This window comes from Marinifilum sp. N1E240, assembly GCF_009295825.1.
GTDB classification, from domain to species: Bacteria; Bacteroidota; Bacteroidia; order Bacteroidales; family Marinifilaceae; genus Marinifilum_A; species Marinifilum_A sediminis.
In genome coordinates this window covers 79403-102550 of record NZ_WHKF01000003.1, presented here as the reverse complement: position 1 = coordinate 102550, position 23148 = coordinate 79403, and the positions used below count along the sequence as shown (strand labels likewise).

The 23148-nt window shown below is 35.2% G+C and carries 13 protein-coding genes; 9 read left to right on the top strand and 4 right to left on the bottom strand.

Going from position 1 to position 23148, the window contains the following annotated elements:
* Window positions 1-88 precede the first annotated feature (88 nt).
* From GCQ56_RS09445 to GCQ56_RS09435, 3 genes are read right to left on the bottom strand one after another with little or no spacing between them, the layout of a single operon-like run.
* A complete protein-coding gene (locus GCQ56_RS09445) occupies window positions 89-2521 on the bottom strand; it encodes a GH36-type glycosyl hydrolase domain-containing protein (protein WP_152734228.1) in 2433 nt (810 codons plus the stop codon).
* Between the two features lie 11 nt (window positions 2522-2532).
* On the bottom strand, window positions 2533-4131 hold the full coding sequence (locus GCQ56_RS09440; RefSeq protein ID WP_152734227.1) for an MFS transporter: 1599 nt from the start codon (window positions 4129-4131) through the stop codon (window positions 2533-2535).
* Between the two features lie 5 nt (window positions 4132-4136).
* Window positions 4137-4877 (bottom strand): NrtR DNA-binding winged helix domain-containing protein, encoded by a 741-nt coding sequence (locus GCQ56_RS09435; protein WP_152734226.1) that lies wholly within the window; start codon window positions 4875-4877, stop codon window positions 4137-4139.
* Window positions 4878-5193: 316 nt separating this feature from the next.
* Between GCQ56_RS09435 and GCQ56_RS09430 the strand changes: the two genes are divergently transcribed.
* Window positions 5194-7755: a glycosyl hydrolase 2 galactose-binding domain-containing protein gene (locus GCQ56_RS09430; RefSeq protein ID WP_152734225.1), complete on the top strand. Its 2562-nt coding sequence runs from the start codon at window positions 5194-5196 to the stop codon at window positions 7753-7755.
* A 36-nt stretch (window positions 7756-7791) separates the two neighbouring features.
* Here GCQ56_RS09430 and GCQ56_RS09425 read toward each other — a convergent pair whose 3' ends face one another.
* The gene (locus tag GCQ56_RS09425; RefSeq protein WP_152734224.1) at window positions 7792-8811 is read right to left on the bottom strand and encodes a LacI family DNA-binding transcriptional regulator; all 1020 of its coding nucleotides are present in this window, start codon (window positions 8809-8811) and stop codon (window positions 7792-7794) included.
* A 315-nt stretch (window positions 8812-9126) separates the two neighbouring features.
* Here GCQ56_RS09425 and kduI point away from each other — a divergent pair, with 315 nt between their 5' ends.
* The 8 genes from kduI to GCQ56_RS09385 all read left to right on the top strand — a co-directional run bounded on the left by kduI (window position 9127) and on the right by GCQ56_RS09385 (window position 23136).
* Window positions 9127-9969 (top strand): 5-dehydro-4-deoxy-D-glucuronate isomerase, encoded by an 843-nt coding sequence (gene kduI / locus GCQ56_RS09420; RefSeq protein ID WP_152734223.1) that lies wholly within the window; start codon window positions 9127-9129, stop codon window positions 9967-9969.
* A 37-nt stretch (window positions 9970-10006) separates the two neighbouring features.
* Window positions 10007-10798: a gluconate 5-dehydrogenase gene (locus tag GCQ56_RS09415; RefSeq protein ID WP_152734222.1), complete on the top strand. Its 792-nt coding sequence runs from the start codon at window positions 10007-10009 to the stop codon at window positions 10796-10798.
* 180 nt (window positions 10799-10978) lie between these two features.
* Window positions 10979-12247 (top strand): DUF4861 domain-containing protein, encoded by a 1269-nt coding sequence (locus GCQ56_RS09410; RefSeq protein WP_152734221.1) that lies wholly within the window; start codon window positions 10979-10981, stop codon window positions 12245-12247.
* 23 nt (window positions 12248-12270) lie between these two features.
* A complete protein-coding gene (locus GCQ56_RS09405) occupies window positions 12271-13311 on the top strand; it encodes a sugar kinase (RefSeq protein WP_152734220.1) in 1041 nt (346 codons plus the stop codon).
* Window positions 13312-13341: 30 nt separating this feature from the next.
* Window positions 13342-14010: a bifunctional 4-hydroxy-2-oxoglutarate aldolase/2-dehydro-3-deoxy-phosphogluconate aldolase gene (locus GCQ56_RS09400; protein ID WP_152734219.1), complete on the top strand. Its 669-nt coding sequence runs from the start codon at window positions 13342-13344 to the stop codon at window positions 14008-14010.
* Between the two features lie 34 nt (window positions 14011-14044).
* Window positions 14045-15364 carry an MFS transporter gene (locus GCQ56_RS09395; RefSeq protein ID WP_152734218.1) on the top strand — a complete coding sequence of 440 codons (1320 nt, stop codon included), beginning with the start codon at window positions 14045-14047 and terminating at the stop codon, window positions 15362-15364.
* A 171-nt stretch (window positions 15365-15535) separates the two neighbouring features.
* Window positions 15536-19561 (top strand): two-component regulator propeller domain-containing protein, encoded by a 4026-nt coding sequence (locus GCQ56_RS09390; RefSeq protein ID WP_193323757.1) that lies wholly within the window; start codon window positions 15536-15538, stop codon window positions 19559-19561.
* Window positions 19562-20136: 575 nt separating this feature from the next.
* Window positions 20137-23136, top strand: coding sequence for a TonB-dependent receptor (locus GCQ56_RS09385; RefSeq protein ID WP_152734216.1), 3000 nt, complete (start codon window positions 20137-20139; stop codon window positions 23134-23136).
* The last annotated feature ends 12 nt before the right edge of the window (window positions 23137-23148 follow it).

Sequence of the window (23148 nt, the reverse complement as noted above, 5' to 3'; positions counted from 1 at the left end):
ACAACTCCTTTCGGCATCTTTTATTTGTATTAATATTGAAATCATTCATATCGGGTATATTTAGGGTTAGAATTCTATCTGTTTCTAATTATTCTAATGCAATTTCAATCTTATATTCTCCTGGTTTTTGAACGGGAATAATGTTTCCATTTATTTTTTCTCCGTTTATTTTTATTGATTTAACACCCTTACATTTTTCATGTAGATTGGTAATATGGATGAAATAAGTTGCACCTCTGAATTTTCGAGTAACCGAATATTCTTTCCACTCCTTTGGAATACATGGATCAATTCTCAATCCATCATAATCAGGTTGTATGCCTAGTATGTATTGTGTTGCTGTATAGAAATTCCAGGATGCTGTGCCAGTCAACCAACTATTTTTTCCTTCTCCAGGTTTAAAAGCATCCTTTCCAGCAATCATTTGGCAATAAACGTAAGGCTCTACTTTATGCAATTCACTTATTTCTTCTAAATAAGCAGGACATATTTTCTTAAAATATTCCCATGCCTGATCTCCTCTTCCCAATAAGGTTTCACCAATAATTATCCAGGGATTGTTGTGACAGAAAATACCTGCATTCTCTTTATATCCTGCAGGGTAAGTAGATATTTCGCCATATTCAATTTTATATTCAGTGAAAGCTGGATTGTTGAGAACAATACCATAAGGTGTATCCAGCATTTCTTTTACACTATTCAGTGCTTTTTCAGGCATGCCATCTTCAGCTCCAATTTCAGCCATTGTACACCATCCTTGCGATTCTATAAAGATCTTACCTTCCTCATTCTCTTTCGATCCTACTTTATTGCCAAAATAGTCGTAAGCTCGTAGGTACCAATCTCCATCCCAACCACTCATTTTTACAGCTCCGCTCATGTTATCTACATGCTTTTGAGCTTTACTAGCATCCTGATCTTTGCCAATTCTCTTGCAAAGCTTCACGTACTCTTTGCCATAAACAACAAACAATCCGGCAATCATTAGTGATTCAGCAGTTCTTCCTTTTTTGTTACCTGTGGTTTGAAATGATTCATTTGGATTATCAGAAAAGCAATTCAGGTTCAAGCAGTCATTCCAATCGGCACGACCAATAAGTGGCAATTGATGAGGTCCCAAATTGTTCACTACATGATAAAAAGAAGCATGCAAATGCTCAAATAAACTCTTGGCTTTGCTCTCATCATTATCAAAGGGAACTTGTTCTTCGAGTATTCCAAAGTCTCCGGTTTCCTTGATGTATGCAGTAACAGAAAGAATCAACCACAATGGATCATCATTAAAATCTCCACCCAAAGCATGGTTGCCCATTTTTGTTAAAGGTTGATATTGATGGTAGCATCCACCATCCTCGAATTGTGTTGCTGCTATATCTAAAATTCGCTCGCGAGCCAATTCTGGAATTTGGTGTACAAAACCAATTAAATCCTGGTTTGAATCCCTAAAACCCATTCCGCGACCAATACCACTTTCGAAGAAGCTGGCACTTCGCGACATATTAAAGGTAACCATACATTGGTATTGATTCCAGATGTTCACCATTCGGTTCAATTCTGGTTCATAGCTTTGCAACTGGTAAGTTTCAAGTAATTTACTCCAATAGGATTGCAGGTTATTGAATGCCGCATCTACTTTCGAAGATGAATCAAACTGCTTCAGCATTTCAACTGCTTTGCTTTTGTTGATTACACCTTTAGAACTCCACTTCTCTTCTTGCTTATTCTCCACATATCCCAATGTAAAAACGAATTCTCTCTTTTCTCCGGGCTGCAATTCAATCTCGATATAATGCGAAGCAATTGGCGACCATCCGTGTGCTATACTGTTTTTAGCTTTACCTACTTCAATCACTTCCGGATTGTTGAAACCATTGTGTATTCCTACGAAAGATTCTCGATCTGTATCAAAACCATCGATATCAGCATTTACAGAGAAGAAAGCGAAATGATTTCTGCGCTCTTTGTATTCCGTTTTGTGATAGATGGTTGATCCTTCAACTTCAACTTCACCAGTTGACAGATTACGTTGGAAGTTGGTCATATCATCTTCGGCATTCCAAAGGCACCATTCTGCAAAAGAGAACAACTTTATTTTTTTAGCTTGATTTGAATCATTTTTCAACTTCAAAAGGTGAACTTCTCCCATATAATCCAATGGAATAAAACAAAGAAGGTCTGAAGAAATATCATTTTTCTTGCTTAGAAATCGCGTATATCCTAAACCATGACGACATTCGTAATGATCTAATGCAGTTTGTGTAGGTTTAAAGCCAGGATTCCAAACTGTATCTTCATCTTTAATATAGTAGTAACGTCCTCCTGTATCAACAGGAACGTTATTGTAACGATATCTTGTTAATCTACGGAACTTGGCATCTTTGTAAAATGTATATCCTCCCGCTGTATTCGAAATCAACCCGAAAAAATCCTTATTTCCAAGGTAATTGATCCAAGGAAATGGTGTTTTTGGTGAGTTAATTACATACTCCTTATTGGCATCGTCAAAGAAACCGTACTTCATAATATTTTGAATTAACTTGTTAATCTTCTTGTTTCTAACTCTCTTGTAATTTTATCCATTTTATTCTGATTTAATGGATAAATAGTCATGAATAGGGCACCTAAGATTGCTATAATTGCAGGTATCCAACTCATTAGCATTTTAATTCCTGGAATAGCTCCTTGTATGGCAATATGATCCTGTCCATTGTAATGGAAGGCAGCCAAAACAAAGCCTATAATGGCACCAGCAAGACCTCCTCCAAATTTGGTAGCAAATGAACCGGCAGAATAAATTAAACCAGTGGCACGACGACCATTTTTGAATTCAGAATAATCGGCAGCATCACCAAGCATAGCAAAGAATAGTGTTGGGAAAATAGCAGCGGCAAACTCCGATACAATTCCTAAAACGAAAATTGCTGAAATATCAGTTGATCCACAAAATATGATAGATGCATTGGTGATTCCTGAGAATATAAGTGCGTAAATAAATAGTTTTTTCTTTCCTAATTTTTTGCTTAGAGGAGCTGTAATCATAGCACCAGCAATCGAAGCAAACATAAGGGCAACCATAAAAGATGCTGCCAGTAATTGATTGTGCAGATAGTGAGTGAAATAAATCACTACAATACCTTGCTTAATTGAATTGTAGATGCTAAAAATCAAGCCAATGGTTAATAATACCAACCATGGTTTGTTCTGCACTAAATCTTTTAAATCTTTCAGCAGATTGTTCTCTTGTTCTTTAGGGGGGTGAATTCTTTCCTTCGTGCTCCAAAATGTAATTAACATGAACAGCGCTAAAAAAACAGCCATCAAATACATAGAATAGGAGTAACCACTTTTCTGATCGATTACAATTATTTGATCTTTATTCAAATTTTCTTCACCACTTACAATGAATGCATATTCTTTGTTTGATTCTATACTGAAACTCTTTCCCGGTGTTGGCGTGTTGTCCGTGTTAGTATTATTCTCCCAAATGAAATTGGCAATCCCATTTTTGGTTTTGATGTTTACATTTTCGATATCATTATAAGCCGATACCGTAACCTGGAATTTGTCTTTTTCAAGTTCTTGAACTTTGATATTTGGGTTGATGTTTCCAAAATTGGCAACCAAAAATAGGAGAGCTCCCTGTACCAGCATACCACCTGCAAAAGCGCCAACCATTCGGTACGAACCAATACTTGTTCTTTCCTTATCATCACCTGTCATTACCGCCATTAGTGCCCCGTAAGGAATATTGTTGGCTGTGTAAATTAGTGTGAATAAAATGTAGGTAGTATAAGCATAAATGATTTTTCCAGTATCCGAAAGATTCGGAGAGGTAAAGAGAAGTGATAGAATAACGCCAAGAGGGATGGCTGTAAATAAAATCCAGGGTCTGAATTTACCATATCTGGTATTGGTTCTATCGCCTGCTATGCCCATTAATACGTCACTGATTCCATCCGATGAACGAGCAACCAACATCAATACTCCAACTGCTGCAGGTGCCAGACCAAAAACATCTGTGTAAAAAATGAATAGAAATGTAGCTACTCCACGCCAGGCGATGTTTGCTGCACCATCACCTAAAGCGTAACCAATTTTCTCTTTTATTGATATTTTAGAAGTCAAACTCATTTTCTTTACACAGTAAAATCAAACATTTCTTTTCTGGTTTTCTCGTACACATCACGACTAAACACATAAAGTCTGGCAGGTTTGTGCGCAACGCCTTTTTGCTTTTCATCCAATGGAACCAGATATTTCATGCGTGCAATTTTCTTTCTGAAATTTCTCTTGTCCAATTCAGTTCCAAGTATCACTTCGTATACATGTTGCATCTCAGTAAGGCTGAACTTTTCGGGAAGTAACTCGAAACCGATTGGTTCGTGCTTCATTTTACTTCTAAGTGATCTTAAGGCTTCTTCAACAATTTGGTTGTGATCGAAAGCCAATTCTCCAATTTCTGAAAGAGGAACCCATTTTACATTTCTTCCTTTCCATTCCAGTGTTACATCCTGAGTTGCCAATAGGGAGAAGAATCCAATTGATACAATTCTTTTGTCAGGATCTCTACCATCATGAAGTAACCATCTTCTGTCTCTTTCTTTTTTCAAACGATCGGGATGAGCGAATGCTTTGAATTGATCTAGAAATACATTGTTCAATCCAGTTAAATCGAAAAGAACACGATAAGCCGCCTCTTCAATGGTTTCATCTTCGTACAAGTGATTTCCTGTTAAGGTAAGATCCGAGAACTCTATTGTTCCATCGGTTTCACTTATTAGTGTTCTATCTACAAGAAGAACCTGTAGCTCTTTACCGTTGTAACCAAAAATTACACAGTCAACAGATATATATGGGTTTAGTATTCTATTTGTCATGCTATAAGTCAGTAATTATTAGCTTTAATTTAAGTTTGTGTTAAAACTACACTAAGTATGTTTTGACGCTAATGTAAACTCTTTTTTAGAAATGACAAAAATTGATTTTCAATTTTTTGCAAACGAATGCTAGATGTAATTGTTAAAAGTACACTAAGTGCTTTGTGTCTTCTGACTTTTTAAGAAATTAAACAGTTTTTCTAAAAGAGAGTTATTTATATAAATTCTTAATAGTGTTGATCTTTTAAGATGATATTAAGTTATTCTACTCAGAGATTGAAAGTATTATTGTCAACAAAATGCTACATTTACTTCCATGACAAGATCAACTATATTATTTATCGCAATTCTTTTTTCATTAACGGCATGTCAATCGAAGAAAGAACCTTTAATGATTGTGGAAGAATTAAATACCAATTGGCATTTTTCTCAAATGGATAAAGATGATTGGCTACCTGCAGAAGTTCCGGGTTGTGTGCATACTGATTTGTTAGCTAATGAGAAAATTGAAGATCCGTTTTATCGTTTAAATGAAAGAAATTTGCAATGGATTGATAAGAAAGATTGGATCTATAAAACAAGATTTGATATTGGAGCTGATGTGCTAAATAAAGATAGAATTGCTCTTGATTTTAAAGGTTTGGATACCTATGCCGATGTATTTGTGAATGGTGAATTGGTGCTTTCGGCTGATAACATGTTTATTGGCTGGGAAGTTGATGTGAAGAAGCATTTGAAGAGTAGAGGAAATGAGTTGAAAATTGTGTTTCGATCACCAATAAAAGAAGGATTAAAGCTACACGATGCAAATGGTTTTGTATTTCCTGGAGCAGAGAATGATCAGGCAGAATTGGGGCAGGTTGAAGGTAATAAAAGAGTAAGTATTTATACCAGAAAGGCTGGTTATCATTATGGATGGGATTGGGGACCTCGTTTGGTAACTAGTGGAATTTGGCGACCTGTTTATTTAAAAGCATGGAATGTAAACCGAATTACTGATTTACAGATTGTACAAAATAAATTGAACGAAGATGTTGCGGAGTTTACGGCAATACTCGAGATTGAATCTGAAAAAGAAGTATTGGCTAACATTAATCTCAAAAATAATGAGGTAGGTCTGGCTACATCTAAATTTCATCTGAAAAAGGGAAAGAAAGAATACAGCATTAATTTTAAAATTGAAAACCCAAAATTATGGTGGCCTAATGGTCTAGGCGAACAGCCATTGTATACTATTAATGCTGAATTAGATGTTGAAGGAGAAATAACGGTTGCTGATCATAGAATTGGAATTAGAACTGTTGAATTGGTAAGAGAAAAGGATGAAAAAGGGAAATCATTCTATTTTAAGGTAAATGGTGTACCTGTATTTATGAAGGGTGCCAACTATATTCCGAATGATATATTCCCATCAAGAGTAAGTAAAAAACAACTAGAGAAGGTTGTGAATACAGCCAAAGAGTCGAATATGAATATGCTTCGCGTTTGGGGAGGCGGTTACTATGAAGACGAATATTTTTACGATTTATGTGATGAAGCTGGGATTTTAGTTTGGCAAGATTTCATGTTTGCTTGTGCAATGTATCCTGGAGATGAGGAATTTTTGAAGTCTGTAAAAGAAGAAGCAAAGTATAATATTAAGCGCTTAAGAAATCATCCCTGTATAGCTTTGTGGTGTGGCAATAATGAAATACTTGTCGCTTGGCACAATTGGGGATGGAAGAGAAAAGCTACAGAGAATGTTGATGAAATTTGGAAAGCATATACCGATATATTTCATGAAGTTTTACCTGAAGCGGTTGAGAAATATGATCCTTCAAGATCTTACTGGAGTTCAAGCCCTTCATCTGGTACTGGAATTGTTCCAGATTTAATTAATGGAGATGATCACTATTGGGGTGTTTGGTGGGGAAAAGAACCCTTTAAAAATTATGCAACTCATATTGCACGATTTATGAGTGAGTATGGTTTTCAATCTTTTCCTGAAATGAAATCAGTAAAGAAATATGCCATTCCTGAAGATTATAATATTTTTTCGGAAGTAATGAAGTCACATCAACGATCCTCAATAGGTAATGAAACCATTGAATACTATATGCTTCAGGATTACAAAAAGCCAAAGGATTTTGAATCATTTTTGTATGTAAATCATGTTCTGCAAGCCGAAGGAATTAAGATTGCTTTGGAGGGACATCGTCGTGCTATGCCTTATTGTATGGGAAGTTTGTACTGGCAAATTAACGATTGTTGGCCTGTTGCCTCATGGAGTTCTACCGATTATTATCAAGAGTGGAAAGCTTTACAATATTACGTAAAGAAAGGATTTGAACCTCTTTTAATATCTCCATATATAGAAGATGAAAGCTTGAAAATAGCTGTTGTTAACGATCGTTTGGAAGGAATAAATACAAAAATGAATCTTAGAATGATTGATTTTTCAGGGAATGAAGTTTTATCTATTTCTAAAGATATCATAATAGAAAAGAATTCTAGTGCAGTCTATTATGAATCAAATTTGGTAGATGTTTTAAACGATATTGATCCAAAAAATCACTTGTTAGTAGTGGAATTGCTGAAGGATGGTGAACAAATTGCTAATAATGTGCTTTATTTTAAGTCAGTTAAAGAGTTGAGTTTGCCAAAACCAAAAATAGATTATAAGATTGAAGAAAGTAATGAAGGTTTTGTAATTGAGTTGCAAAGTGCTGTTCTGGCAAAAAATATATTTTTAACAATAGGTTCAGGAAGTGGATTCTTTTCGGATAATTACTTTGATTTGTTGCCAAATGAAACTGTTGAGATTCACTTGCAAACAACATTAAGTCTGGAAAAATTAAAGAAGACCTTCAGTGTTAGGACATTAGATGCTACTTATTAATGAATGAAATAAGGGTTGCTGGTATGGTAGCCTTTGTTATTTATTCGTAGATTCTCTCTCTATTAACTTTACAGGAAGTACAATTGTTTCCTGAGTATTTCCACTTTTGTTTGTTATGATATCTATTAATAATTCAGTTGCTTTAATTCCAACATCAAAACCCGATTGTTCAACAGTTGTTAAGGATGGAGATAGGTATTCTGAGAAAGGTTCATTACTAAATCCCATAATGGCTAAATCTTCAGGAATCCTTATTCCCTTCTCTTTTGCATACAAGATGATACTTAGTGCTGTAGTATCGTTACCTGCAAAAATAGCATCCGGAGGATTGCTTGATTCCAGTAATTCTTTTGCACATCTTAAGCCATCTTCTCTTGTTAATGGACTTTCAAGTATCAAGTTTTGATCAACTGTAATATCATGTTTCCTAAGTGCTTTCAAATAGCCTTGCAAGCGGTTGATATATATGTTCAAGTGTTGAGGACCGCTAATGTGTGCAATTCTTTTACATCCTTTAGATATAAGGTGTTCTGCCGCAATAAAACCTCCTTTGAAGTCATCTACAACTACTTTGCTGGTTTCCAGTTCATCGCAAACTCTATCGAAAAAGACCAATGGAATATTTCTATTGGTAAAGGTTTTGTAATGTTCATAGTTGTTTGTTTTTAATGCTACTGAGGAGATGACTCCGTCAACTCGTGATGCAAATAAAGTTTGTACGCAGTCTGATTCTCTGGCTTCAAGATCGTTTGATTGGCATATGATAACATTAAAACCTTTCTCCCGTGCAAATTCTTCAATACCAGTAATTGCTGAAGAGAAAAAGTAACGACTAATTCTTGGAATGATAACACCAATTGTATTTGTGCAACTAGTGCGCAAATTTGACGCAAGTGCATTGGGTTGATACCCTAATTCTTTTGCCTTATCGCGAACAGCCTTTTTTGTCTTTTCACTAATGCGTGTATTGTTATTTAGAGCTCTGGAAACTGTGGATCCAGAGATATTTAAGGCTTTTGCGATATCGTGTATGGTAATGTTATTTTCCTTTTTCATTCTTATCGTACTGCTAATGGAATTTGATGCAAAGATGCATATAATTTTTATAAATATGAATGAATTGACAAATAATGAGAAATCGATTGCGCAAAATGAATTTAAATAGATATTTTTATTGATACAATATAAAGTCTTGAACTTTAAGTGTTATTGGGGTTTTGATGTTTTTGTGCGATTGTTGAAATTGTTGAGAAAAAAATAAAAATTAGACAATCGATTGCACAATTCATTTGCATTTTATTTCTTTGTTGTGTTCAAGTTTGGAAATTGATACTTGAAATACAAAATGTTCAAATTATAAAAACAGATAAAATGAGTGTGAAGTACGAAGAAAGATATGCTACTCATCCGGCAGATGCAAAGAATTACGATACAGAGCGTTTGAGAGATGAATACTTGGTTCAAGATATTATGGAAGCAGGAAATGTTAATCTTACTTATTCGCAATACGATAGATTAATAGTTGGAGGAGTTGTTCCTACAAATCAAGCTTTACCATTGGAAACCATTGATCCTTTAAAGGCAGAATATTTCCTTGAGAGAAGAGAGTTGGGCATTGTAAATGTTGGTGAAAAAGGAAGTGTAAGTGTAGATGGAGAAGTGTTCGAATTGGAATACAAAGAAGCACTTTATGTAGGAAAGGGTAAAAAGGAAATTATATTCGAAAGTGCTGATGCAGCAACTCCTGCTCATTTTTATTTGAATTCAGCTCCTGCTCATGAAATTTTTCCAACAGTAAAAGTAGGTCGTGAAGATGCTATTGTTATTGAGTTGGGAGAAGCAGAAAATTCAAACAGAAGAACATTAAACAAGCTGATTGTTTCAGATACAATCAAAACCAATCAGTTGCAAATGGGAATGACAGAATTACATCCTGGTAGCGTTTGGAATACCATGCCTGCACATACCCACAGCAGAAGAATGGAAGCTTACTTCTATTTTGAAGTGCCAAAAGGACAAGCAATTTGTCATTTTATGGGAGATCCTAAAGAGACTCGTCACATTTGGATGGGCAATGAGGAAGCTGTTTTCTCACCAACCTGGTCGATTCACTCGGCTGCAGGAACAAGTAATTATACATTCATTTGGGGAATGGGGGGTGAAAACCTGGATTATGGCGATATGGATATTTGTCAACCAGACGAGTTACGTTAAGATTAGTTGTTGTTGTGTTTAATTATATAGTATAGTTATGATTTTAGATTTATTTAAGTTAGAAGGAAAAGTTGCTTTGGTAACAGGTGCAACACATGGTATTGGAATGGCAATTGCAACTGCTTTATCAGAGGCTGGAGCTCAGATTGTTGTGAATGATATTTCTAAAGAGAATTTGGAGCGAGGTATTGCTGATTACGCAAAAAAAGGAATTGATTGTAAAGGTTATATTTTTGATGTAACTGACGAGGAAGGTGTAAAAGCAGGAATTGCTCAAATTGAAGATGAAGTTGGTCCAATTGGAATTTTAGTGAATAACGCTGGAATTATTAAGCGTGTACCAATGCAAGATATGGAAGTGAAAGATTACCGTCAAGTAATTGATATTGATTTGGTCGGACCTTTTATCATGGGTAAATATGTTGGTCAGAGAATGATCGAGCGTAAGGAAGGAAAAATCATTAATATCTGCTCAATGATGAGTGAATTGGGACGTAATGATGTTTGTGCTTATGCTTCTGCTAAAGGTGGATTGAAAATGCTGACCAAAAATATGGCAACAGAGTGGGCGAAATATGGAATTCAAACCAATGGAATTGGTCCGGGATATTTTGCAACTTCTCAAACAGCTGCTATCCGTGAGGATGGACATCCATTTAACGAATTTATCATCAATCGTACACCGGCAGCTCGTTGGGGCGATCCAGAAGATTTAGGCGGAACAGCAGTTTTCCTGGCATCAAAAGCTTCGGATTTTGTAAACGGACATGTGGTTTATGTTGATGGTGGTATTTTGGCAACCATTGGAAAACCTTCAAACGAAGAATAGTTAGTAGTAGTTTAGATAGGGGAGTTTTTGTTGGAACTCTCCTTATATACAGAGATTAAACAGGAAAGGAAGAAGTTGTTGAGTAGTTATCGCTGGGGAGTGTAACCTATATCTTCCTTTCCATTTAAAATCAACAACAAAAATGTCATCAGGACAATCTTAATACTTAAATAATTTTAGATGAAAAGATATTGTGTTGCCATAGCTGCTCTCGGATTCCTTTTTCAATCTTGTAATACAAAGCCTACTTTAGAATTACAGAATGAGTTGGATCTTGCTCGAAAAGATGCCTCAATTATTGTGAGTAGACTTGAATTAAAGAAAATTACGGGAGAAATTCCTGTTAATAAAGTGCCTGTTGTAATGGATGCTCAAGGCAACTATATTCCATCACAAATTGATGATTTAGATCGTGATGGAACTTGGGATGAACTTTCATTAGTGTGCGATTTTAAGGCTAAAGAAGTAAAGAAATTTAATGTGAAATTTGTAGAAGCCAGTGAGCTTCCAAAGTTTACAATTCGTACAAATGTGCGTTTAGGTGTAGGTACAAAAGAAAAAGGATATACGGGAGTTGATCAGGCAATATCTCCTAAAGGATATACAGGTGTTCCATTTATGTATCAGGCTGAAAGTGTAAGCTGGGAAAATGATATTATGGGATTTCGTAATTATTTCGATTGTAGAAATGCCAAGGATTTGTTCGGTAAGCTAGAGCCTGGAATGATAATGGATAAATTGGCTACAATGGAGAGCGGATCTTATCACAAACTTTCAGATTGGGGTATGGATGTATTGCATGTAGGTCCTTCATTGGGAGCTGGAGGTTTGGCAATCTATCATCAAGATTCTTTGTATAGATTAGGAAGCACTGAGAAATTTGAATTTAAGGTAATTTCTAGAGGTCCGGTACGGTCGATTTTCGATTTAAAATTTTCTGGATGGAATGTTGATGGTAAAATGCTAGATGCAACCGAAAGAATTAGCGTTTGGGCTGGTAAATATTATTTCCAAAGTGATGTTACTGTTAGTGGAATTGAAAATGAAGAAGAGTTGGCAATTGGGATAGTTACCAGCTATTTGAAAGATAAAAAACCTTTTGAGTTTATAGCCAATAATGAATTTACAGCAGTTGCAACTCATGATGTTCAATCAATGAATGAGGATTATCTTGGATTAGGTATTCTTGTGAAATCAGATGAGAAAGTAAGGACGGGAGATGCTCCTCTTTTACCAATCGAAGTAGTAAAAGGTAGTCGCTGGAATCAGCCGGTTGGAGAAACACATTTTGTGACACAAAAGATGAAGAGCAATACCACTGCTACGCATTACTTTTTTGCTGTGTGGGAAAAAGAAAATTCGGATTGGGCAAAACAGGAAAAGTTTGAACAATTAATGAAAATACAGGCGAATGAATTAAGTTCACCTGTTGTTGTGAAAGTGAAATAATAACTAAGGATAAGGAAATTATAATGAGTAATAAAGTAGTTACTTTTGGAGAAATAATGTTGCGATTGGCAACACCGGGATATGAAAGATTTTCACAAGCTTCAGAGTTCACTGCAACCTTTGGCGGTGGTGAAGCGAATGTTGCTGTTTCTTTAGCAAATTATGGAATTGAATCTAGTTTTGTGACGCGTTTACCAAAAAACGATATTGCCAGATCTTGTGAAATGGATTTGAAAAAATACGGTGTTAATACCGATAAAATTGTATATGGTGGTGATCGTTTAGGGATTTATTTTCTTGAAACAGGTGCGGTTAGTCGTGGTAGTAAGGTAGTTTATGATAGAGCTCATTCAGCCATTTCTGAAATTGAAAGTGGTATGATTGATTGGGATCAGGTTTTCGAAGGTGTTAGCTGGTTTCATTGGACAGGAATTACTCCGGCGATATCGCAGGGAGCTGCTGATGTTTGTTTGGAGGCAATTAAAGCTGCCAACAAAAAAGGAATTACTGTTTCATGTGATTTGAATTATCGCAAGAATCTTTGGAAATACGGAAAAACGGCAGGTGAAGTAATGCCTGAATTGGTTGCTGGAACCGATGTGATTTTAGGAAATGAAGAAGATGCAGCTATGGTTTTAGGAATTCATCCTGAAGGTGTAGATGTAACAGGTGGACATGTTGATGCAGAGGCTTATCTATCGGTTTCTCAGCAAATCATGAAGGAGTTTCCTCGATGTAAAAAAGTGATTACAACTTTACGTGGATCAATTAGTGCGAATCATAATTCTTGGTCGGGTGTGTTGTACGATGGCAAGGAGCTATTTAAAGCAAACAATACTTATCAGATTACACATATTGTTGATCGTGTAGGTGGCGGTGATTCATTTATGGGAGGTTTAATTTATGGATTGCTTACTTATCCAAATGATGATCAGAAAGCACTAAATTTCGCAGTAGCAGCATCATGTTTGAAACATACCATTTATGGTGATTACAACCAAGTTACTGTGGAAGAAGTAGAGAAACTAATGAATGGTGATGCGTCTGGACGTGTTGCTCGTTAATTATTATTAATCATTCTTAATGGACTAAAAATGGCTCGTTTTTCAAGAATAGAAGTTGCATTAAAAATGAAGGAGACAGGAATGATTCCTGTTTTCTTTCACAAAGATATAGAGGTTTGCAAACAAGTTGTGAAAGCTTGTTATAAGGGTGGTGCCCGATTGTTTGAATTTGTGAATCGAGGAGATTACGCTCATGAAACATTCGGTGAGTTAAACAAATGGGCAGCCAAAGAGTGTCCTGAAATGATGATGGGAGTAGGTTCAGTGATTGATGCTGGAACAACCGCTTTATACATTCAATTGGGTGTAAACTTTGTAGTTTCACCAATTTTGAATGCAGAAATGGCTAAGGTATGTAATCGTAGAAAAGTTGCCTGGTCACCAGGTTGTGGATCGCTTACCGAAATTTCTTATGCAGAAGAATTGGGTGCAGAAGTTGTTAAAATATTCCCTGGAGCACAAGTTGGAGGTCCCGAGTTTGTAAAGGCTGTTAAAGGTCCTTTCCCATGGTCATCTATCATGCCAACAGGTGGTGTAAAACCCGATGAAGAAAATTTGAAAACCTGGTTCAACGCAGGAGTTCATTGCGTAGGTATGGGATCTCAATTAATAATTAAAAAGGAAGATGGATCTTTCGATTATCAGGGAATTGAGCAAGCAACCGCTAAAGCATTCGAAATCATAAAGAGATTAAGATAACAAGAAGATATACTCTTCTGTAAAAGAATTTACTATGAGTGAAATAACATTGGAAAAACCAGCTGGAAATTATCGCTATAGGATATTAGCCATGCTATTCTTTGCAACGACCATCAATTACATGGATCGTAGCATAATGGGAGTATTAGGTCCAACCTTAATGGATAAATTTAATTGGACCAATGCAGACTATGGTTACATTAATATGTCCTTTAAAGCTGCTTATGCCCTAGGAATGCTTACCATGGGAGGATTAATTGATAAGTATGGAACTAGAATTGGATATACAACAGCCATTGCGGTTTGGAGTATTTTTGGAGTTCTACATGCTGCAGTTCGTCCAGGTTTTGCATTGATGGGATTTATTGGTGCTCGATTTGGTTTGGGTTTAGGTGAAGCAGGTAATTTTCCAGCAGCAGTTAAAACGGTTGCTGAGTGGTTTCCTAAAAAAGATCGAGCTTTTGCTACGGGAATTTTTAACGCCGGATCAAATGTTGGAGCGGTGTTAGCGCCTGCTATTATACCATTGGTGGTTGCCTCGAATGGAGATAATTGGCAATTTGCATTTTTGGTCACAGGAATTTTTAGTGCGATTTGGGTTTCCTTATGGTTGAAGATTTACAAGCGACCAGAGGAGCATCCAAAAGTATCCAAAGAAGAGTTAGCGTACATTTTGCATGACTGTAAACCTGCAAATGCAGAAAAAGAAGCAGAAAAATTATCTTGGTCTAAAGTATTGCCGCTAAGACAAACATGGGCTTTTGCAATTGGTAAAATTACCGATGCAGTTTGGTTTTTCTTTATGTTTTGGAGTGGTATTTTCTTCAAGCAACAATTTGGCTTGGAAAGTATTAAGGAGCTTGGTGGAGCTTTGGTTGTAATATATCTTGTTGCCGATTTTGGTAGTATAGGAGGCGGATATCTTTCAAAATTCTTTATAAACCGTGGTTGGACTTTAAATGCAGCACGAAAGGTTTCATTATTGATTTGTGCCTTGTGTATTGCTCCGGTTGCTTTTGCCGCATTAACTGATAATGTTTGGGTAGCGGTTAGTTTAATTGCTTTGGCTTCTGGGGGTCACCAGGCGTGGTCTGCTAACTTATTTACTTTAGTATCTGATGTGATGCCTAAAAAATCGATTGCATCGGTAGTAGGAATTGGAGGAATGGTTGGTGCCATTTCCGGTATGTTAGTTGATTTTGCATTAGGACAAGGACTTGATGCAACCGGTAATTCATTCTATTTCTGGATGTTCTTAGTTGCTGGTATGTTGTACTTGGTTATTTTGGGAATTATTCATTTAATGCTTCCAAAATTAGAGCCTTTGAATGAAGACTTGCAATTGGCTAAATAATATTTACAAATTATTAATTGACGATTTATTATAATTGTTAATCTGTTTGGTTAAAGGCAAAGCAACATTCTTTTGAATGAGCTTTGCCTTTTTTATTTTCTTAATTAATTGTTAGTTTGCAGCCTTAGTATGCTATCGGTATACGATACATTAAGAGATAACTTTGTTTCTATGAAAAAAATTGTAATTCTATTTGTATTTGTAATCAATCTTTTTGTTGGTTATGCTCAGGATATTTATTTCGATCATTTGGATTTAAAAGATGGTTTGTCGCAAATATCAGTAACTGCAATTGAGCAAGATCACCTTGGTACAATGTGGATAGGAACAAGAGATGGATTAAATAGATATAATGGTTACGAGATTGATGTTTTTAGACACGACAGACAAAATTCGAATAGTTTATTAGGCAATAATATTAGGGATTTACAGGCGGATGATAGCTCTAGGATCTGGATCTTAACCTGGGAAGGATTATCGAGTTATAATATAAAAACAGAGGAGTTGATTAATTATCCACACAATGAAATTAACTGTTTTTATATTGGGAAAGGTACTATTTGGGTAGGTACAAAAAGTGGATTATTAGCTTTGGATGTTGAGAATGAAAAATACAGATCTGTAAATGATATTGTTCCAGGAACTACAAGTATCACTGAAGTTATAGAGGTGGGAGATACGGAACTTTACATGGGAACAACCAATAGAGGCTTGCTTAAATACAATAAATCAACAAAAAAATTAGAAACAATTCTTAAGGATGATGTGTCATGTATTTACCACGATAAAAAAGAGACACTTTGGATTGGGACGAAGACGAATGGAATATTCGAAATCCACGATAAAGAAAAACCAATACATTACAATAAGAATAAAGGATTAGCTCATGATGTGGTTCGAGATATATGTGAGGATAAGGATGGTAATATTTGGATTGGTACATTTTTAGGAGTTAGTGTTTTAAGTGCTCAAACCAAACAATTCTCTAGCTATTATCAATCTGATAAAAATCCTAATGCTTTAAGTCACAACTCTATTTATACTATGTTTCAAGATCAGGAGGGAAGTATCTGGATTGGAACCTATTTTGGTGGAATTAATATTTTCAACCCAACCACTAATATTTTTCGATATTTTGTTGCAGATCCTGATGAAAACAAATCGATAAACTACAGAGTTGTTGGCTCGATGTTGGAAGATGACGACAAAAATCTATGGATTGCAACCGAAGGTGGCGGTCTTAACTTCTACAATCGAAAAAGCAAACGATTTAAATACATAACTCAAGGTAAAGGATTGAATAAGTTATCGCACAATAATGCAAAAAGCCTTTATCTCGACGACAAAAATAGCTTATGGATTGGAACTCATTTTGGTGGATTAAATGTGTTGGATATCAATTCAGGTAGAATAAAGAAATACTTAAGTAGTGATAAGCAAGTTTATACCATCCCTAGTAATGTGATTTCTGCGATAATTCCTTACAAAAAGAAACTAATTCTAGGAACCAATAAGGGCGTAATTCTTTTTGATCCAAAGACAGAAAGATTTACAGAATTCTTTTCGGATAAGGAACAACAACAATTAGTTGGACAGAAAATATTGGCTTTATTGCATGATCGAAATAATCGTATTTGGATTGGGTCAGAAAGTAAAGGACTTAGTGTTCTCGATCTGAAAAGTGGAAAATTAACGAATTACAGAAGGAATTTAAACAAGGCAAATAGTATTAGTAGTGATTTTGTATATCAAATCTATCAGGATCATATGAGAAGGGTTTGGGTTGCCACATCGGGTGGTGGTTTAAACAAATATCAACCGGAAACAGACGATTTTAAAGTTTATTCGAGTGTGAATTACGATTTACCTTCTGATTTTATTTACGGTATTACAGAATCGAGATACGGATTTCTTTGGGTCGCAACAAGTAAAGGTATCAGTAAATTTGATGTGGAAGCAGAAAAATTTAGAGCCTACGATTATGAGAGTGGATTTCCTTTGGGAGAAATTAACGAGCGAGGACTTTTTATCACATCAGATGGAGAAGTATTTGTTGGAGGAATACATGGAATGGTTTCTTTTTGGGAAAAGGAATTGCAAAATCAAACCATTACGCATCCATTGTATTTTACTTCGCTAAAAGTGAATAATAAGGAAGTACATGTTGGTGATGAAACCAATATTTTAACACAAACGCTGCCATACACAAAGAAAATTCGCTTGAAACATTATCACAATGTCATTGCTTTTGATTTTACTTCGTTTAATTATTTAAAGGCAAATAAATCCCGATATCAGTATAAAATGGAGGGATTTGATAATGATTGGATTGATGCGGGCTATCGAAGATCGGTTAGTTACACAAATCTATCGGGAGGGAAATACATTTTTAAAGTTAGAGAAAGACATAAAGATGGCGAAATTGGTGCCACTACAAGTATGAATATTAAAATTGATCCTCCTTTTTACAATACGTGGTGGGCATACCTTATTTATATTTTGATTATAGGCGCTGTTTTGGTATACATCAATAAAGTTTTGATATCAAAAGCCATTTTAGAGGAGAATTTAAAAAAGGAACAGGTTGATAAGGAGAGAATAAGGGAGTTGAACCAGTCAAAACTACGTTTTTTTACTAATATTTCACATGAGTTTAGAACACCTTTAACTTTAATTTTGGGTCAGCTTGAAGGTCTTTTGGATGAATCGGGTATTGCTCCGAAGTTTTACAACAAAATATTAATTGCCTATAAGAATTCATTTCGTTTAAAAAATTTGGTAGACGAATTATTAGAATTCAGAAAACAAGAGTTAGGTCATTTGAAATTGCACGTAAGTGAGCACAATTTTGTAGACTTTGCTGGCAGTATTTGTGATTCCTTTAATGAGTTTGCCTCTCGTAAGAACATCAGATTTAAATTGGTTTGTCATCAGGAAAACATACCATTGTATTTTGATGCAAGACAATTGGAAAAGGTGCTGTTTAATTTGTTATCCAACGCATTTAAATTTACTCCCGAAGGAGGCTCCATATATGTTTTAATCGATAATCATGATGATGAAGTAGTGTTGAAAGTACTGGATTCAGGAGAAGGTATGCCTGAGGAGTATTTGGATAAAATATTTGATCGATTTTATCAGGTTGACAATTTAAGTCAAGAAAAAATACAACATCTTGGTTCTGGTATAGGTTTAGCTTTAACCAAAGGAATTGTAGAACAGCATTGTGGTAGAATTAAGGTTGATAGTAAATCGGAAGAAGGATCTTGCTTCGAAGTTTATTTACCAAAAGGGAAAAGTCATTTTATCAACGAGAATACTATTTGGAATGATGAACAAACTTTTGAATTAAGTGCAAATACAAAAATTCTAACTGACGAAATAAAAGATAAAGATGAACAACTTCCAGATAGCAAATCATTATTGCTGAACTCTACTTTGTTGTTAGTTGAAGATAATATAGAAGTCCGAGAAATGTTAAAATCTTCATTTGAAGATGAATTTACGGTAATTGCTGTTGAAAATGGGCAGCAAGGTATGGAGAAGGCTATTGAATTTCAGCCTGATATAATTATTAGTGATGTGATGATGCCTGTTATGACAGGAACAGAGATGTGTCAGCAATTAAAAAATGATATTACTACAAGTCATATTCCTGTGATATTATTGACGGCTAAAGATGCGTTGGAATACAAATTGGAAGGTATGGAAATTGGTGCCGACGATTACATTACCAAACCATTTAATATGAAATTACTTCAGGCTCGTTGTCGTAATCTAGTGAAATCCAGAAGACAATTACAGGATAAGTTTAGATCAAATCCTACCTTAGGAATAAAAAATATTACCTCAAATACTTTAGACGCAGAGCTTTTGGAAAAAGCAATTCAAATTGTGGAAGAAAACCTGGATAATTCCAAGTTTGATGTGAATACTTTTGCTCAGGATATGTGTTTGGGTAGAACTAGTTTGTATGCTAAAATTAAGGGTATAACCGGTCAAACACCAAACGAATTTATTTTAAGTAGTCGTTTGAAAAAGGCTGCTGTAATGTTACGTTCCGAATCTGGTGTAAGTGTTTCTGAAGTTGCCTATTCAGTTGGATTTACCACACCGCGTTATTTTAGCAAGTGCTTTAGCGATCATTTTAAACTTTCCCCATCGAAATACGCCAAAGGAGATAATCCTGAATTATAGATATTGTATAAAGCTAGCTTCTAATTGATATTTTAAATTGCAGGATAATTATTGGTATATGCATTATACTGGTAATTTACTTGTGCCATTATTTTAAGGAAAATGGTGTAACTCGAGAATTAAAATCAATGGACAGTATCAATCTATACAATATTGAATTGGAACAGAAGCTTTAATATTGTAATCATAGTTCGAGATAAGGTTTTTACCAATTTTTGATTTACAAATAAGAGTATTCAATTTCTGATTTACCTTTTCAAACATCCAAATTAATTCACCCAACTTATAGAATCGTTCAGAAAGACATTGTTTAAAGCATAGGTCATGCTAAGTGTATGATATTGGAGGAATTCCGAACAGTATTGTGATATACCTGGAGAATTACCCATTTACATTTATGCATTCGATTGCGGATTCCATTGTGCTTACAATAGTTAATCGCAAAGTTCCATTTTTGGATTTTGGGAGTTCCAAACGATCGATTTACTAATGTCTAACCCGGTTTCAGAATTCAAAACTTTTGAGAGTTGCTAGATTTAAGATTTGATCTGAAACTAAAAACTAATTTTAATCTAATGAAAAAAATTATCGGACTTTTTGTCTTCCTATCCGTTATAGGATTACAATGTTTAAGTGCCCAAGAATTGTCTATATCAGGGAAAGTGAGCTTGGTGGATGATGGTTTAGGAGTACCTGGTGCCTCGGTTATGGTGAAAGGATCTACTGTTGGAACAACCACTGATATCGATGGCAATTACGTATTAATGATTCCTGAGAGTAGTAAGATTCTTGTTTTCTCGTTTGTAGGAATGAAAACGCAGGAGGTGCTTGTGGAATCGAAACGAGTAATCAATGTTAGTTTGGAGACAGATAATGTTGGTTTAGATGAGGTTGTTGCAGTTGGTTATGGAACGATGAGAAAAAGTGATTTAACTGGTGCTACATCACGTGTTTCAGCCGAATCTATTATGGATATTCAAACACCTAATGTGGGTCAGGCATTACAAGGAAAATTATCTGGTGTAATGGTACAATCCAATAGTGGTGCTCCTGGTGGAGACATGAAAATCAGAATTAGAGGTACAAATTCAATTAATGGAAGTAACGATCCATTGGTAATTGTTGATGGATTTATTGGGCAGTCCTTGTCTGATTTAAATCCTAATGATATTGAATCTTTAGAAGTTTTGAAAGATGCTTCTGCGACTGCAATTTATGGATCAAGAGGAGCTAATGGCGTAATTTTGGTTTCAACCAAACGAGGACGAAATGGTAAAATTCAGGTAGCCTATAATGGATACATGGGAATTCAAAATCTGGCGAATAAAATGGATTTGTTGGATGCTGCTACTTATGCTGAAACCATCAATGAAAAACGCTTGTTGACAGGAGGATCTGTAGAATATACAGAAGAACAAATAAAGAACTTTAAAGAAAATGGTGGAACGGATTGGCAAGATGAAGTCTATCGTACAGCAATTACTCAAAGTCACGATTTATCGGTAAGTGGTAAAAAGGATGGATTTAATTTTCTTTTTTCAGGTCAATATTTAAATCAAGAAGGAATTTTAAAGAATTCTAAATTTGAACGATTTAGTTATAGAGCAAATGTTGACGTTGATCTTACCGAGAAATTAAAAATGGGTGTACGTATCAACGGAATCATAAGCAAAGATCGTCCCCATAAACTGAGCTGGCCGAATGGATCTATATCGAATGATGCAATTACCATGGAACCTACTTTACCAGTTTATGATGAGGAAGGAAATTATACTCGTTCGTCCTTTGCTACTGTATCAAATCCTGTAGCTGATTATATGGAGCAGAATCATTATATAGATAATGTGAAGCAAAATTTTAATGCATATTTTGATTACCAAATCTCTGAAAAATGGAACCTACGTGTTTCTGGTGGATTCAATACAAGAGATTATGTATCTAACCAATATTCTAGTGTGGACTTGTATGCAGGAGAAGGAGATAACGGACGTGCAAGTATTTCGAATAAGAAATACTATATATGGCAGAATACGAATATCTTAAGCTACAAGAACAAAATTGGGAAACACAAACTTGATTTTACTTTTGTGAACGAACAAACAGGTTCTAAGACTCAAGGTTCTAGTTTATCTACCAAGAATTTTGATGTTGAAAATGGATATTATGATGTTTCATTAGGTAAAGAACCTTTAGCTCCTACGTCGTCGTTTGTAGATTGGCAATTGATGTCTTTTTTAGGACGTTTCAACTATGTTTACAATGACAAGTATTTGTTAACAGTTGCAATGAGAGCCGATGGTTCGTCTAAGTTTGCTGAGAATGAAAAATGGGGTTATTTCCCAAGCGGCTCTTTGGCATGGCGCATATCAGAAGAGGATTTTATGAAGAATCTTACTTTTCTGGACAATTTAAAATTGCGTTCTAGTTTCGGTATCACAGGATCTCAGGCTACCGATCCATATCAATCTAAAGGATTAATGAGCACAGGTGTGAATTATGCCGTTGATGGCTCTTCAGTTAGTGTAGGTATTGCTCCAGCTCGTTCTGCAAATCCAAATTTATCGTGGGAAAAAACATCGCAAATCGATTTGGGTTTCGACATGACAATTTTAGATGGGAAATTCACTTTCACAGCAGATTATTACTATAAAAAAACAACCGATCTATTACTGGAAGTAGCTGTTCCTTATTATACCGGATTTAAATCAGAATTTAAAAATTTAGGTGAGGTAGAAAATAAAGGAGTTGAATTCAGTTTGGAAAGTAATTTAAGTCATGGTGAACTTAATTGGAACTCTAATGTTACATTCTCTCTTAATAGAAATAAGGTATTAGATCTTGGTGATGTTGATAAGGTTTTAATGGGAGATAATAATGCGATTTCAATGATTCAAAAAGGAGAATCTATGGGATTAATTTATGGATATAAATTTGATGGTATTTGGCAACAAAATCAATCTGCTGAAGCAGCTGTATATGGAAATAAACCTGGAGATGCAAGATTTGTAGATGTTAATGGTGACAATGCGATAACTGCAGATGACAGAACCATTATTGGACATGGATATCCAAAATGGAGTATGGGATGGTCAAATTCTTTGAGTTATAAGAATTTTGATATGAACATTCTATTTACCGGAATTTTTGGGAATGAAGTTATGAATGAGGTTTATAGTCGTACCATGGGATGGGGAAATCAAGATCCAACCAATCAGGATATTTTGAAAAGATGGACTCCTGAAAACGAAAGTAATACAATTCCAGCCTTTAGTAACACTTATAAAACTTCGTATTTAAATAACTCTTCAGCTACCGTTGAAGATGCATCTTTTATCAGATTAAGTAATATCTCTTTAGGTTATACATTCAGTCAATCTTGGTTGAAAAAATGTAACATTAGTAAGCTGAGAGTTTATGCAAGTGGCCAAAACTTATGGACATCTACGGATTATAAGGGATACGATCCTGAAGTAAATAATGCAGGAGGATCTCAAGCCGATTATCGTGTTGGTTTTGATAGAGCACCTTATCCTAAAGCTAGAATCATAACTGTAGGTTTAAATCTTACATTTTGATTTAATGATAAC